Annotated in this window: 9 protein-coding genes and 1 pseudogene; 6 read left to right on the top strand and 4 right to left on the bottom strand. The window is 59.9% G+C overall.

The features are described from left to right. Positions 1-14 precede the first annotated feature (14 nt). Together LO787_RS04325 and LO787_RS04320 are read right to left on the bottom strand one after the other, a co-directional pair. Positions 15-1922, bottom strand: a complete 1908-nt coding sequence (locus LO787_RS04325; RefSeq protein WP_420847787.1) for an NPCBM/NEW2 domain-containing protein — start codon at positions 1920-1922, stop codon at positions 15-17. A 45-nt stretch (positions 1923-1967) separates the two neighbouring features. After that, positions 1968-3506: a glycoside hydrolase family 43 protein gene (locus LO787_RS04320; RefSeq protein ID WP_420847810.1), complete on the bottom strand. Its 1539-nt coding sequence runs from the start codon at positions 3504-3506 to the stop codon at positions 1968-1970. A 396-nt stretch (positions 3507-3902) separates the two neighbouring features. On the opposite strand from LO787_RS04320, the gene LO787_RS04315 reads away from it, so the two are divergent. Further along, positions 3903-4871, top strand: a complete 969-nt coding sequence (locus tag LO787_RS04315) for a LacI family DNA-binding transcriptional regulator (protein ID WP_232494622.1) — start codon at positions 3903-3905, stop codon at positions 4869-4871. Here the strand turns inward: LO787_RS04315 and LO787_RS04310 are convergent. Both LO787_RS04310 and LO787_RS04305 read right to left on the bottom strand, forming a co-directional pair. Then, positions 4835-6466, bottom strand: a complete 1632-nt coding sequence (locus LO787_RS04310; RefSeq protein ID WP_232494621.1) for a glycoside hydrolase family 43 protein — start codon at positions 6464-6466, stop codon at positions 4835-4837. The genes LO787_RS04315 and LO787_RS04310 overlap by 37 nt on opposite strands. Further along, entirely contained in the window at positions 6463-7716 is a 1254-nt protein-coding gene (locus tag LO787_RS04305) for an MFS transporter (RefSeq protein WP_232494620.1), read from the bottom strand. The genes LO787_RS04310 and LO787_RS04305 overlap by 4 nt, the downstream gene beginning before the upstream one ends. A 271-nt stretch (positions 7717-7987) precedes the next feature. Between LO787_RS04305 and LO787_RS04300 the strand changes: the two genes are divergently transcribed. The 5 genes and pseudogenes from LO787_RS04300 (at position 7988) to LO787_RS04285 (ending at position 15150) form a co-directional block, all read left to right on the top strand. Next, positions 7988-10933 (top strand): TonB-dependent receptor plug domain-containing protein, encoded by a 2946-nt coding sequence (locus tag LO787_RS04300; protein ID WP_232494619.1) that lies wholly within the window; start codon positions 7988-7990, stop codon positions 10931-10933. A 53-nt stretch (positions 10934-10986) separates the two neighbouring features. Next, positions 10987-13089, top strand: coding sequence for a right-handed parallel beta-helix repeat-containing protein (locus tag LO787_RS04295; protein WP_232494618.1), 2103 nt, complete (start codon positions 10987-10989; stop codon positions 13087-13089). Between the two features lie 168 nt (positions 13090-13257). Continuing rightward, positions 13258-13566 carry a helix-turn-helix domain-containing protein gene (locus LO787_RS04290; RefSeq protein ID WP_232496258.1) on the top strand — a complete coding sequence of 103 codons (309 nt, stop codon included), beginning with the start codon at positions 13258-13260 and terminating at the stop codon, positions 13564-13566. A gap of 60 nt (positions 13567-13626) precedes the next feature. After that, positions 13627-13776: pseudogene (locus tag LO787_RS26220) on the top strand (OB-fold nucleic acid binding domain-containing protein); the annotation flags it as partial. 348 nt (positions 13777-14124) lie between these two features. Further along, entirely contained in the window at positions 14125-15150 is a 1026-nt protein-coding gene (locus LO787_RS04285) for an IS110 family RNA-guided transposase (RefSeq protein ID WP_232494617.1), read from the top strand. Positions 15151-15390 lie beyond the last annotated feature (240 nt).

The following is a 15390-nucleotide window of genomic DNA, read 5'->3' as shown; positions in this document are numbered from 1 at the left end:
GGTTCGGCTTGGGGTCAGCGCAGCAGGGCGGCTCCACCCCATGTTACGGGTACGGCATTTCCCTTCGCATCCGGCGCCCGGGCGACCATTTCGACAATGGAGATCCCACGTATATCAGCCGAAAGCGGGCGCGCCGGCTCTCCGCGACGAAGGGGGGGCGTATTGGCGAGCGGCTTGCCGTCGCCATAGAGGAAGAACTGGACAGGCTGACCGCCATCTTCTGCACTGTCATCCACTCCGACGTCCGCGCTGAACCGTGCAAAACCCTCATTGCGCACTTCGATCCGGGAATTTGCCAGGACACCCACGCCCGCCGGGTAAGGCTTGCCGGCTACAACCAACGGCTGGTTGTAAGGTGTGGCATCTGGCATCGCGCCGCCCCAGCCCGCATAGATCGGTCGTTCGCCCATACCCCGCGTGCCGCGCCAGCCGGGAACCGATCGGTAGATGGTCGGGTCGGGCAGAGGGTTCACGGTGCCGTCGTCTGCGGGATTGACCCGGCCTGGCTGTTCGGAAAGGTACAGTCCGGAAGCCAGTTGCCGGGTTCCGGATGCGCGGAAAACCAGCGTCTGACGCGGTTCGACATGCAGTTTGGCCTCCTTCAGGAACCGGCTGACTTCGCCGGTCCACAAGTCACGCAAGGTCACTTCGCGGGTGCCGGAGAACTTGAGATGATCCGACGTGAGAACCGCGTCCACCGGTGCCATCCCCCGGTTGAACAGGGCCACGGCCTTTTCTCCATTGGCCAGGGTCTTTACCAGGATCTGCAACGCATCGCTGTCGAATGCGACCACGGCCTGGTTGCCTGCGGGGTCCTGATTGACGGCGATCAATTCCGCATTGCCAAAAATGTCAATGAGAGCCTGCGGCGTCTTTCGCAGGTCCGTCCCGATCAGGAGCGGCGCGTTCATCATCGACCAAAGCGCAAAATGCGACCTCGCTTCGATAATATGGTTCTCGTCGAAGTCGCCTGTACCGATAAAGAGCATGTCAGGATCGTTCCACGATCCGGGATGCGCATAGAAAGCACGCCGCACGGCGCTATCGTAATTGGTGAGCATTCTGCTCCAGTTGGCAGAGATATCGTCGCTGGTGCGGGATATGTTGCCCACATCCTTTCCCCACGCCCTGACGTTGGCACTGCCCCAGATGCATAATGAAAGCATGTAGTCGCTATCGGGGCTGTACCGCCCCAGTGCGCGGTTGATGTCGGCAAACAGTTCGCGCACGGCGGGCACATCGGAGCGTGTTACCGAGGCCTGGTCGATGAGAGGCTTCAGCGCTCGAAACCTGCCCGATCGAACGATTTCTTCGTCCGGCGAGAAAGCGCGGATGCCGCATCCATCGATCTTTATCGCATCAAACCCCCAATCGGCGAAAAAAAGGCGGATATCCTGATCGACATGGCCGTAAAGCCCCACTTCCCGTTCCGCGACCGTACCTTGCGGCAGTTGCTCGCCTCCTGTCGCGTAGGCCTGGGAGCAGGTATTGCGTCCAAGGTCGGAATATATGCCCGCCTTAAGACCCATCGCATGAATGCGATCGGTGAGAGGCCGGAAGGATGGAGTACCTGACCGGTTCCGCGTGGACGGGAACTTGTCATCGCGGATCAGCAGCTTGCTGTCGGTGGTTCGGCGCTTAAGGGCCCATCCGTCATCGATGTTCACGTATCGATAGCCTTTGCGTGAAAGACCGCTTTCGACGATCTTGTTCGCGGCACCGAGCAGCTTTTCCTCATCAATCTGGGTGAAGAAGGCATTCCAGCTGTTCCAGCCCATCGGGGGTAGCGCGGCACTCCCGGCTTCGTTGGCGCTCCATCGACCGGTAGGGCCAAGCGGATCAGGGGTCTGGGCGGAAAGACCGGCGCTTCCCGCCAGCATCACCAATGAGATCAGGATACGACCTTTGCTGATCATCTGCATACTACTCTGTTGTACCTTAGCGAGAGCGGCCCGGGGTCCGGGAATTCACTGATCTGACGGAAGTTTTGAAAGCGTGAAGCTGTCGATGTCGAGATAGCCGCCCGAAGCACCGGGATTGTAGCAGGAGATGGCGAACTGCTCCCCTTGGAATGTCCCTGTGCGCCAGTCGTAGAGAAGCGGAAAGCTACCCCCGACCCCGTTCCAGTTGCGATTGTCCGTGCTGTAGGACAGACGCCCCTGCTTTTCGTCGAAGTTCATGTCGGTGCGCAGCCACAGCGTTGCACTGTCGATGCGAATGCCGCCTTCGCGTTGGACGGTATGGGGACCATCCGCGCGGGCATCGGTCATCTGCATCAAAAGAGTTCGCCCGCCGTTCCTTCCGCCCTCGACCGCAAGTTGCGCGCTGATCTTGCCGAAGGTTCCGAAGCCGCAAGTATCTCCTTGCCGGAGGCCGCTGATATCCACCTTCACCGTGCCGCGACTTTGTGGCCCCTGGCCTTTCTGAATCAGTGTATCGCGAGCAGCCCAGATGTTGCTGGCCCTGGTTGCGTGGAGGCGCAGGAATCCCGGTCGATCCGTCAGCGACCAGCGCGTATCGTCCGGGTTATGGTTCCACTGCCATTGCAAGCCAAGAACCGGCCGAGAGAAATCATCCGAAGTCGGAGGCTCGGCGAAGGACTTTCCGTCAATGGGCTTGGCCGCCCGCATCGGTACGCGCCCAGGTGCTTCGGGCGTGCCCCATACCGGCCAGTCGGCCTGCCAATGTATCGGGCTGATGTTGGTCATGCGTCCGATCGGCCCGGCATCGACCATGACGAAGCCAAACCATGTCCCGTCCGGAAGATCGACCAGCGCGCCCTGATGGCCGCCCGTGGTATCGTCGATTTGCGGACGTGTTTCCCAAGGACCCGCAAGATCGCGCGCACGCGAAACGGTGAGCGCCAGTTTGGAAGGAATTGCGTTGAACAGATAGTACCATCCATTCCGCTTGATGATCTTGGCCCCTTCCGCGCCCTTGTTATAATAGATGGTCTTCGCGGACGTTACGGCATCCAGCGTGTCAGTGAGAGTCAGCAGGGTGACCGTCCCGTCCGTGCCGATGGACGAAACCACGTAGTTGCGGCCATCGTCATCGAGGAACAGCGCGGGATCGAACGCTTCCCTGTCAAGTTCGGCATATGTCCATGGACCGTTTATCCGCGGCGCTCGATATATGCGGGTACGATGGCCCACCGGCGTCACCGCTACGTAGAATATCCCGTTTTTATGACGGATGCTCGCGGCGTAGAAGCCGCGCCGATAGGCATGTCCTCCATCAAGATCATAGTGCGGGTCGCCATCGAGACGATCTACAACATGACCGGCGATCGTCCAGTTCACCAGATCCCGGGAGTGCAGAACTACGATGCCAGGAGAGTTGGCGAACGTCGTCGAGACGAAATAGAAATCTTCGCCTACCCGAATGATATCCGGATCGGGATAGTCTGCGAACAGCACGGGGTTTCTATATGTTCCGTCGCCCTGATCCGCGCGCCATACCTGGGCATGAAGCCCACAAATGGGCAGAGCGATGCCGATCAACACAAAAATCAGCTTAACTTTGCGTGTCAATGTTACCGCTGCGCGTCGTGCCGGAGAGGGGCATAGCGGCTCGGTCCGTTTCAGGGCGCCGAAGACCCTGTCTGTCCTCATGATGTAAACGCGATCGATTCCACGCCCCACTGCATCAATTCCTCCCCAGATTTATCGTAGAGATTGTTAACGTTATCACATATGCTTGTCGATGGTTTTTGCCGGCTTGTGGCAAAGAGGCATTCGTGCGACGGACTGTGAGATGATGATTGAACCTGTGTTCCTAGTTCAACTGTTTGACGCGATTATCCGATCGTATCGTCTAGAGAGAGATTAATGACGAAATCAGCGCCATCTGGGCGGGGTGCAACGCTGGTCGACGTCGCAGCGCGGGCGGGCGTGTCTTCGATGACGGTATCGCGCGTCATAAACGGGCGGTCTGGAGTCAGCCCGGAAACGCGCGCTGCAGTAAAGAAGGCTATCAAGGCCCTCGCCTATATACCCAATGTGGCGGCACGCAATCTCGTCACATCGAACGAACTGCGCATCGGAGTCATCTATTCCAATCCGAGTGCGGCATTCATGAGCGACTTTCTTACCGGAGTATTCGAGGAGGCGTCGGCACGCAGTGCAAGGCTGGTCCTGCTCAAAGGTCGCGACGGCTGCCCGCCTGGAAGAGAGGCCGTGAAGGAGATGCTCGCATCAGGAATGAGCGGCGTACTGCTGGCCCCCCCTTTGGGAGAATCTCCGGAAATACTGCGCACTTTGCGAGAGGCTGGTTGCATCATGGCGGCGGTCGGTGCCTATCAAACGCCTGAAGCCGTCTGCGTGCGGATCGATGATCGTGGCGCGGCGTATGAAATGACGCGTCATCTGATCGGTCAGGGACACAAGCGTTTGGGATTTGTGCTGGGTAATCCCGACCAGGCCGCCAGCGCGGAACGCATGGCGGGCTTCTATGCCGCCGTACGCGAAGCCGGTGGCATTGACGTTCAGGTTGTCCAGGGGGATTTCACATACACCTCGGGACTCATGGCTGCAGAACAGTTGCTGAATGCGCCCGTCCCGCCCACCGCCATATTCGCCAGCAACGATGACATGGCCGCTGCCGTGGTCTCGGTCGCGCATCGCAAGCATCTGGACGTTCCGTCGCAACTGGCCGTCGCCGGCTTCGACGACACTACTGTCGCCACCACGCTCTGGCCGCCGTTGACGACCATCCGTCAGCCCGTCCGCGAAATGGCCGCCGAGGCCATGGGAATGTTGATCGCCCAGATCGGTTCACGCAGCCCCGCCCGCCCCGCGATCGAACGCATACTCCAGCATGAATTCGTGCAGCGTCAATCGACGATGCCGGAGTTCCCTTCCTCGACGTAAACGAACGACGCAAAGTCCGCAGGTGTGCCGGCACCGGAAAGATCCTGGCAGGCCATGCCTACGAATGCGCCAGTGAAGTTCGGCAGACCAGGCGAGGTCACCTCGTCCGACAGGATCGTTGCATCCAGCCGATGCGGCAGCCATTGCCATGCAGTCGCTCCCGCGACTCTCCAACCGAATTTGGCTACGGTCGTGTCGACCTCGATCCGCAGTTCATAGGGGCCATCCGGCAGATCACAGATGACTTCCAGCGTCGTCCCCGGGTCTTGTTCGGGCGATGCCTGCATCAATTGCAATTGCGGTATTTGACCCTCAGCGGTGACGTGCAGATAATAGAACTTTGTACTGTTATAGTAGTAGATCAACCCAGCTGCCTGTTGAAAGGACTGGGGAGCGAATGTCATTTCGGTTGTGGCTCTGAATTTGAAGTCCGTCTGTCGGCGGGCGACAAGTGCCTGTTCGAAGACGCTGCCAACCGTTTCGCGACCGTAAAGCCGCAAGTAGCCCGGATTGGCGGTGAGACTGAATAAGCGTTCCCCGTAAGGCGACCGGAGCCACTGGAATTCGCTCGGCAGTGTCTGCGTGTCGAATCTGCCATCCCATCGCTCTGCCGGCCATGGTGCGAGCGGCAGTTCAGGGCCGCGCGGTGTCAACTCCGGGCGGGCCCGGGCGGCTTTTGCCCGTAGCCAGCCATCGTGTCCCCACACCATTTCCTGAATTGCTGTTTCGCGTCCCATGATGCAGCGCGCGGTGCCGGACGCGGGCCTGCCGCATAGATAGGCCATCCACACCGTGCCGTTCTCCATTTCAACGAGGTCGCCATGGCCCGCGCGGGTCAATGGTCCGTCCGTGGACCCCGCCGCTGTGAGTACCTCACCATCAGGATGAACTTCATAAGGGCCGAGAATGTGACGCGAGCGCGCCATGACGACCGCATGGTTCCAGCCCGTACCGCCCTCGGCGACGAGAAGATGAAACCACCCGTTCTTTTGATACAAATGAGGACCTTCGGTAAATCCCCGTTCCGTGCCCTCGAAAATGGTGGTCGGTTCGCCGACCAGAGCCATCGTGTCCCGGTCAAGTTGCTGGATCTGGATGCCGGCGAAACGTCCCCGCCCGGGGCGGTGATCCCACAACATGTTCAGAATCCAGGTCTGGCCATGCTCGTCGTGAAAAAGGGACGGATCGAACCCGCTACTGTTGAGATGCACGGGATCCGACCAATCGCCGTCAATATGGTCTGACCACACCAGGTAGTTCGGAAAATCTCGGAGCGAAACGCCGGCAGCGCCGTTGACTGTGGTCATTCCGTACCGCTTGACGTCTGTGAAGACGAGCCAGAAGCGGCCATGAGCATGAGTCAAATCCGGTGCCCAGACACCGCAAGAATCCGGGTCTCCCCGCATGTCCAGTTGCGAGGCTCGGCGCAATGGCCGGGCGGCCAGACGCCAATGGACCAGGTCGCGACTATGGTGGATCTGGACACCCGGAAACCATTCGAACGTCGAAGTGGCGATGAAGAAATCATCCCCGACACGGACGATCGACGGATCAGGATTGAAGCCCCGAAGGATTGGATTGGAAATATTTGTCATTGGGGCTTGCGTATCAGTATCCAAAGGAGGGCGGCACCGACCAGGTCGAGCACACCGAGCAGTGCGAAAAAGGGACCGTAACCAACGGTGTCAACCATTTGACCCAGCATGAGCGAGAATACCAGAACCCCGAGGTTACCGGCCGCTCCGGCCATTCCAGTGGCCGTCGCGACTTCGTTACGTGCAAAAAGGTCCGAGGCCATCGTAATGACGGTGACCGACAGCGTCTGGTGCGCAAAGCCACCGAGGCAAAGCAGCGCAATCGCGGCATAGGGATTCGAAGCTAGGCCGACAAAGGCCATGCCCGTCATCATCAGCGCCCCAAGCGAGAAGGCCCAGCGTCGGGCATCGATCAGATGGATGCCGCGACGATGAAGGAAGGCGACGACGGCGGGGCCGAAGAGGCATCCGAGGTCGGCGGCAAGGAATGGCAGCCAGGCGAAAAGCGCGATCTGACCCAGGTCAAAACCGCGAACCCGTGCAAGATAGAGCGGCATCCAGAACGAGAGCATGCCCCATACGGGATCTGCAAGCAGGCGGGGCAGGGCGATTCCCCATAACTCCCTCCGTTGGGCCAATGTCATGAACGACGGGCGTTCGGCCCGGGCGACAAGCCGTTCCTCCTGGCCTGCCAGAATATAATCGAGCTCATTCTCGGTGATCGCGCGATGACGGCGAGGCGTGTTATAATGGATGTACCAAATAACCGCCCAGATCAGGCCGATCAGACCTGCGACCACGAACGCCAGCCGCCAACTGTGGACCATGACCGCCCAGGCCACGAGTGGAGGAGCGATCACAGCACCAAATGAGGCGCCGATGTTGTAGATTCCCCCTGCAGCGCCACGCTCTTTGGCCGGAAACCATTCCGCGATGAGCTTTTGCCCGGCTGGCTGCGCCGATCCTTCAGCGATGCCGAGCATGCCACGCAGCGCGGCGAAACCGAACCAGCCACTTACGAAGGCATGGCCCATCGTGATCGCCGACCATACCGCCACGCAGACGGCGAAACCCATGCGCAATCCTGCGCTGTCCAGAAAATAGCCAGCAAGCGGCTGCACCATGACGCCGATCTGGAACGCCCCGGTGATCCACCCGTACTGCTCGCTGCTAATCGATTGTTCGGCCAGAATGGCCGGCGCCGCGACCGACAGGATCGATCGGGCGAGATAATTCAGGATCATCGCTCCAACAAACAGCGTCACGATTTTCCAGCGAAGACCGAACCGACGCTGGCTACCCACGGACATCAACCGATAACGCAAACATGGTCGTTTCATCCCAATGTGATCGCCTCTGGGCGCTTCCGTGCCTTAAAAGCCTTCGCCATCGCCGTCCAGCGGCCTTGTAAAATCCCGTTCGGCAAGAACAAATCTTGTAGGACTATTGACAAACAAAATCAGCGACAGCAATACCGGTGTTATCGCTAACCATAGCGATTCTTCTCGATGAAAAGACGAAGTCTGCGCGGCATGCCGTGACGGGCAACTCGAGAGGGCAAGGTCGGGAAGGGGAGAGGACATGAGAAATTCAGGTTGCGCGACAGCTTTGAACCGGCTGGCTGCAGTGAGCGGGCTCGCCATGGCAGCAACTTTGCTCGCGATGCCTGCGCATGCACAGGCAGGCAGTTCCGAAAGCAAGCCGACGGCGCAGAATCGCGAGGAACCCGCATCAACGGCCGATATCATCGTGACGGGATCGCGCATTACGGCAAGCGGCTTCAATGCGCCCACGCCTACTACGGTGATCGACGCCGGAACGATTGCGGCAAATGCGCAGCCCAATATTTTCAATACGATCGCCCAGCTGCCGTCACTCCAGGGGTCGAGCGGCACTTCCGTCAACACGTTCAGCACATCGAGCGGCCAGCAGGGCCTCAGCTCGTTCTCGCTGCGCGGCGTGGGCGCTATCCGGACGTTGACGCTGCTCGACGGCCAGAGGGTCGTCGGCGCCAACGTAACAGGCGTGCCTGACATCAGCCTGTTTCCACAGCTCCTGATCCAGCGTGTCGATGTCGTGAACGGCGGCGCGTCGGCATCCTATGGGTCGGACGCGGTCGGCGGCGTCGTCAACTTTGTCACCGATACGCGCTTCACCGGGGTCAAGGGCAACGTTCAAGGCGGCATTACCCGCTATGGCGACAACGATCAGGTCCTGGTCCAGCTTGCCGCGGGCACCAGTCTTGCCGATAACCGTCTCCATCTGGTCGTCAGTGGCGAGTATGAGGATCAGGACGGCGTAGGTGGCGGAGATTTCGGACTTGAGCTTGCCGGCGGTCGAGACTGGTTTCGCCAGACAAGTCTGATCGACCGGGGTGTCGTCAACGACGGATCACCGCGTTATGTGCTGCGCGATCTGGCCCAGGCGTACAATTACACGAAGTACGGGCTGATCACCGCCGGTCCTTTGCAGGGGACTGCCTTCGACCAGTCGGGGGCGCCGTTCCAGTTCCAGTACGGATCCGGCGGCGTTCCCGCGCGCGACGGTACGACCAATGTTCGTGGATGCTTCCCCGGCTTTTGTATCGGGGGAGACCTTTCGGGCAACGTCGATGCCGGCCGTTCGCTGCAGTCATCGATCGAGCGGATCAACGGGTATGGTCGGATCGGCTACGATTTTGCCGACGACAGCGAAATTTACGCCACGTTCAACTTTGGACAGGTCAAGACCCAGAACCAGCCCGTTGGCGGCATGAACCGACCGGGCCTTACCATCCAGTGCGCGAACCCGTTTGTTCCTGCTCTGGTCAAAAGCGCATGCACCAGCGCAGGGATCACCAGCTTTACTTTCGGTACGAGCAATGCCGCGCTCGGCGATACGCAGGTTCATACGGACAGGCGCCAATATCGGGGGGTCATCGGCGCAAAGGGTCGTCTCGAAGTCTTGGGGACCGACTGGACTTATGACGCCTACTACGAACATGGTGTCAACTATACCGATATCGACGTTTCCAACATACTCCTCACGAATCGCTTCAACCAGGCGATCAATGCAACGACGATCGGGGGGGCGGTCGTCTGCGCCGATGCGGTCGCGCGGGCCAATGGCTGCCAGCCGCTCAACGTGTTCGGCGGCAATCCCTCGGCGGCCGCGCTGTCATATATCATGCCCGAAAACGGACCTTTTCAGCGGACCCGGCAAACCCAGGACGTAGTGAGCGTGAATCTCTCGGGTTCACCCGTGGATTTGTGGGCAGGGCCGTTGTCGATAGCCTTTGGCGCGGAATACAGGCACGAATTCTATCGCGTTCACGCCGATCCGTATGGTGCGGGTTTTGATAACAGCCCCGTAACTCCAGAATATCCGGCTGATCCGCTTCTGCTGAATGCCGGAAATAACTGGTATGCTGGCAACTACAAGAACGGCAATGGCGCTTATAGCGTGAAGGAAGCCTTTTTCGAAGCCGACCTTCCGATCATCAATTCCGACACCCTGGGGCGTGCCAATATCAATGGCGCCGTCCGCGTTACCGACTACAGCACTTCAGGAACGATCTGGGCATGGAAGGTCGGGGGCACCTGGAACCTGCCGATCGACGGGCTGCGCATTCGCGGGGTCACTTCGCGCGACGTTCGCGCGCCGAATCTTTCGGAACTGTTCGCGGCGCCCGTCACGACCACGCTGCCTAACTTCTTCGATCCGTTCCGGGGCGTTAACGTTCTGGCAATCCAGAACACCATCGGTAACCCTGCACTGCGCCCCGAGACCGCCCGCAACACCACCTTCGGCATCGCCCTTTCCGGAGCTTCCTGGCTACCGGGCCTGAGCCTCTCGTTCGACTATTACAAGATCAAGATCGACGACGTGATTTCGAGCATCGGGGCGACCGACATCGTCAACCTATGCTTCCAGGGACTGGTCCCGGAGACCTGCAGTGCATTCAATCTTGCGAATACCAGTGGGCCGAACTTCATAAACGTTCAGGCGTTCAATCTTGCCTCTATCGATACGAGCGGCTTCGACATCGAGGCAAGCTATCGCTGGCAGCAGCCGTTCGGCCTTCCCGGAAGCTTCACCGTCCGGGCCCTGGCGACGCACATCAACAAATTCGTCACCGACACGGGCCTGCCCGGTACTATTCCGGTGGATTCGGCGGGGGTCAACACGGGCAACACGCCTGACTGGAAGTGGCTGGCCATCCAGACTTATGAGAACGACAAATTCTCCATCCTCGTTCAGGAGCGCTGGTTCAGCGACGGCGTACTTGGCCATCAGTATGTCGTCTGCGAAACGGGACAATGCCCTGCTTCCACGCCGAATGCGCCGACCATCGACCAGAACTTCATGCCGGGTGCATTCTATATGGATGTCGGCGCCACCTATAACCTGACCAAGCAGGTGACGGCCTATGTCAAGGTCGACAATCTGTTCGACCGGGATCCCGCGAAGTCGCCGTTCTTCGTCAACCCCAACCTCTATGACGTGGTCGGCCGCACCTACCGTGCGGGCATCCGTTTCCGCTTCTGAAACACCGGACAATTACAGTGGGTCGGCCGGTCTGTTCGTAGCGGCCAGGAGAGATGGCATTGAGGCAGGCATTGTTCGGAGCGATCGCATTTCTTGTTCCCGGGGCTTTGTCGGCGCAGGAGCTTGCCTTGCCCGACCTGCCCGCCGCTTCCACCACACCGCGGATCGCGGAGCAGGCACACAAGATCGTCATCCCCAATCGACCGGCGCCGGTGCCGGTAGAAATTTATCTGGCACCTTCGGGACCCGATGAGGGCGATGGTTCCCCCGACCGGCCTTACCGCAGTTTCGAGAGCGCCCAGAAGGCGGTACGGGCCAACAACCGCGATCACGACGTCACCGTCAAACTCGCGCCCGGGACATATCGGCTCGAACAGCCGCTCCGCTTCTCTCCCGCCGACGGCGGGCAGAACGGATTCACCGTGAGATGGGAAGGAACCGGGACGGCGTTTCCGGTCCTCTCCGGCGGCCTTCCGGTGAGCGGCTGGTATCTGGCCGACCGCAAAAGGGAGATCTGGGCGGCAAAAATTCCCAAGGGGCTCGCTCCCCGGCAAATCACGGTGAACGGCCGCCTTGCGCCTCGCGCCGCAATCGAAATCCCGCGCAATGCCGTGACCTTCCATACCTGGGGCCTGCAGATAACCGATGCCTCCTGGGGAATGTTGGCGAGCCTGCCGGGCCAGCATCGGATGGAAGTGGAGGGTATGAGCTGGTTCACGCATCGCCATGCCGTCGTCGATCGCATAGAGGGCGACCGCATCGTCATGCAACAGCCTGGATGGCGCAACAATCTGGTCGGCTATGACACGCTCGCGCGGCCTGTCTCCGCCGACGTCGCCCGCATGTTCCTGGGCAATGCCCTCGCTTTCCTGCGTGAACCGGGCCAGTGGTTCGTGGATGCGGATGCCGGGCTTCTTTACTATCGCCCGCGTCCGGGGGAAGATATGATCCGTACCGAGGCGATCCTGCCCCGGCTCGATCATCTCGTTTCGATCAGCGGCACTTATGAACAGCCGGTTCGCGACCTGCAGTTCCGGGGACTTCAGTTCAGCCACACGAGCTGGGAAGGGCCATCAGGCCCGGGAGGCTATCCCAGCCAGCAAAGCGGCTCCTATCTGGCCGGAGAGCTGACGGATTATCCCGCCGACCCCATCCGCGACTGCAGTTGGGGCTGCTGGCCATTCGAACGGATGCGCAACAAATGGAAGCAGCAACCGGCGGCAGTGCAGGTCGCAGCGGCGAGGCGCGTGGCTTTTGACAACGATCGCTTCTCTCAGCTGGGCCAGATCGCGCTGGGCATCGGCAACAATCCCGAGGCGAATGAAAGCGGTATCGGGCTGGGCACATCAGCTATCGAAGTCACCTGCAGCTGGTTCTCCGATCTGGCGGGAGGGGCGATCATGGTCGGCGGCATCGAGCCGGACGCGCATCACCCTTCGCGGCCCGAAATGGGTCTTCGCGACATCCTCATCAGAAACAACCGGATCGATCATGTATCCGCCGACTACAAGGAACAGTCGGCAATCCTTGTTACGTATGCATCCGGGGCTCTCATTCTCAATAACGAGATTTCGGATACACCCTACGACGGGATCGACGTGGGCTGGGGCTGGGGCGCGAACGATCCGGGAGGGAGTGCGGAATACTGGCGTCAACAACGTGGCTACTATGACCAGCCGGGCAATATCGTCTACGATACGCCGACCACCTTGCGGGACACCGTCGTAAAGGGGAACCGGATCGCTCGGGTAAAGCAATGGTTCCCGGATGGTGGGGCGATCTATCACCTCTCTGCAGACCCGGGCGCGTTGATCACCGAAAACTATATTACCGATGTAGCGGGTTCCGGCGGGATCGCCATCTATCTCGACGAAGGGTCGCGTTATGTGACCGTGCGCGAAAACGTAATCGACAAGGTCGGCGGTGTTTGGCTCAACCTCAATTCGCAGTCGCATATCGCGCCCCGGCGCACGGCCATGGACAATTCGGCAATGGGCAACTGGTACAACAGCGGTCGGCTCAATGGTGAATGGAGCGACTACCTGAACAATACGATCCGGGACAATACCTCTGTGAAGGAGGATAGCTGGCCCGCGACCGCGCGCGGAATCATTTCCGCCAGCGGCGCGGGAAACAACTGCGGTTCGCACCATTGACCACTTTACGATGGACGCAGCCGTACACGGCAGCGGCGGGGGGCGCTTGCCATGCCGCATTTCTGGTGCAGGCAGCTTTGGGCAGGACGAAAGGTGATCGGCAATGGAAAAGAGGAGTATCGTTTGCGATGCGACGTGAGAGTGATGCAAGGTAACGGCAAAGTGCATATGGATGACGGCGGCGTTCATGCAGGTGAACCGGAGCTGCCGGATTTTTCCATCCTGACGCCTACGCAGATCAAGGTTCTTCGCTGCGTCTGTTCGGGCCTCTTTAATCGACAGATTGCGCAGGAACTGGGCATTGCCGAAGGGACGGTCAAAGTCCACGTTTCCGCCCTCATGCGTCGTCTCAAGGTGCGCAATCGTACCCAGGTCGCGATCGTCGGCGGCCGGATCGGGTCCGCCGATAGACGGCACAGGTTTGAAGCGCGCGAGGGCATTTCGTCAGCGATCGAACAAGCCGACGGTACTCCCTAGTTCGTTATTCGCATCGTGGATTATCATCCGATATTCGCTTGTTCGAGCAGCGCTCCCCAAGCAATAGGCGTGCTCCTCATCACGATCGAGGACGAACCCGGAATCGCCAACGGAGTCCTCTGGCCCGACCGCTTTGAGGCCTAGCGCCGTGCCGTGATGTCCACCTCGATGGTTGGGCTGAAGGGGCGGGTGCAGAAGAAGGGCGAGGTGCCCATCCCGGAAATAAAGCGGGTGCATTGCGCAGCGACCTTGGTAAAAGCCGCAGATCGCGGTCTGACGCTGCTAGAAATCACGCTCATCACGCCGACCGGTACACTTCCGAAGCGGACGCGCTTACCCTTCAGAACCATCCCAAAGCTTTACCCATAGACCAGCGCGTGGGGCCCGCGGGTTCCTGCACTGGAGGCTTTCGTACGCAAGCGCCCGAAACATGGGATAATCGCGGGAGCGAGTCGTCCTGACGCCCGGTGGGTGTAGTAGCAGGTGACTGTTCCCCGATAGGATGAAGATACGGGCTCACGATGGACACCGGGCCCAAGCATCCATGGAGGAACAGTCTTGGCAAAGTATATCGGACTCGACGTGTCGATGAAAGAGACCGCGGTCTCGATCCGGTGCGAAGGCAAGCGAATATGGCGCGGCAAGTGTGCCTCCGATCCCAAGGTCATTGCCCAGCTCGTGCGTAAGCGTGCGCCCGGGGTCGCACGGATCGTTTTCGAGACTGGTCCGCTCTCCGTGTGGTTCTGGCATGCGCTAACAGCTGAAGGGCTACCGGCGATTTGCATTGATGCGCGACATGCGGCCAAGGCGCTCGACATGGCACCCAATAAGACCGACGCGAATGACGCGGATGGATTGGCCCAGCTTGCCGAGATTGGCTATTTCAAGCAGGTAAGGGTGAAGACCTTCGACAGCATGTTGACGCGCGCGCTGGTCGCGGCCCGCACGCGATTGGTACAGATCACGGTTGAGCTATCCAATCAGATCCGCGGCCTCATGAAGACCTTCGGTCTCGTTGTCCCCGCCGGTCGAGGAAGCGTCTTCGAGAAGAACGTCCGGGATCTATTGGCGGAGGAGGCCTCTCTGGCTCGGATCATTCTGCCCCTTCTCGAAAGCTGGCGCAGCCTGCGTCAGCATGTGGCTGAACTGAGCCGCCAGTTGATTAGTGAGGCGCGGCAAAGCCAAGACTGTCAGATCCTGATGTCGATCCCAGGAGTCGGTAGCATCACTGCCACTTCGTTCATGGCGGCCATCGAAGACCCGGCAAACTTCAAGAAATCCCGGTCAGTGGGAGCTTGGCTCGGGCTGACGACCCGACGTTATCAATCGGGTGAGATCGACTACGACGGCCATATTTCCCGACGCGGCGACAAGCACCTTCGCGGATTACTTTACGAGGCGGCAGTGACTGTTCTCACCCGCAGCCAGGCCGATAGCGGTCTGCGAGAGTGGGGGCTGAAGCTCAGGGAACGGATTGGCTTCAAGCGGGCTGCGGTCGCCGTTGCCCGCAAGCTGGCCGTAATTATGCATACCATGCTCAAATCGGGCGAACTCTTCGACCCTGCCATAGGTGCAACAGCATGACTGCCCGCGTTTTGCTCATTTCTCCTTGGCGTTCATGATCTGACCGCCGGCGTCATGTCCCTGCCGGGGACGTGGGCCGAGCCATTCCGCTCGAAGGGTTGCACAGCTATTTAAGCTGAGTGCGCCCGAAACATTGGAAGGCTCTTCCCGCGAACCCCATCATGCGGCGGCCAATGCCGACCGCGAAGACGACCCTGCTCCCGGCATACAGCGATGGCGCCATGACGCTGAACAACAACC

Source organism: Novosphingobium kaempferiae, from assembly GCF_021227995.1.
Classification (GTDB): domain Bacteria; phylum Pseudomonadota; class Alphaproteobacteria; order Sphingomonadales; family Sphingomonadaceae; genus Novosphingobium; species Novosphingobium kaempferiae.
Note: the sequence above shows the minus strand (reverse complement) of the source record. Positions and strands in the feature narration are given on the sequence as shown.

Excerpts from the sequence above, each read along its gene's own strand:
- LO787_RS04325 (WP_420847787.1), bottom strand. The coding sequence starts at position 1,922 with ATGCAGATGATCAGCAAAGGTCGTATCCTGATCTCATTGGTGATGCTG.
- LO787_RS04315 (WP_232494622.1), top strand. The coding sequence starts at position 3,903 with ATGACGGTATCGCGCGTCATAAACGGGCGGTCTGGAGTCAGCCCGGAA.
- LO787_RS04310 (WP_232494621.1), bottom strand. The coding sequence starts at position 6,466 with ATGACAAATATTTCCAATCCAATCCTTCGGGGCTTCAATCCTGATCCG.
- LO787_RS04305 (WP_232494620.1), bottom strand. The coding sequence starts at position 7,716 with ATGTCCGTGGGTAGCCAGCGTCGGTTCGGTCTTCGCTGGAAAATCGTG.
- LO787_RS04300 (WP_232494619.1), top strand. The coding sequence starts at position 7,988 with ATGAGAAATTCAGGTTGCGCGACAGCTTTGAACCGGCTGGCTGCAGTG.
- LO787_RS04295 (WP_232494618.1), top strand. The coding sequence starts at position 10,987 with ATGGCATTGAGGCAGGCATTGTTCGGAGCGATCGCATTTCTTGTTCCC.
- LO787_RS04290 (WP_232496258.1), top strand. The coding sequence starts at position 13,258 with ATGGATGACGGCGGCGTTCATGCAGGTGAACCGGAGCTGCCGGATTTT.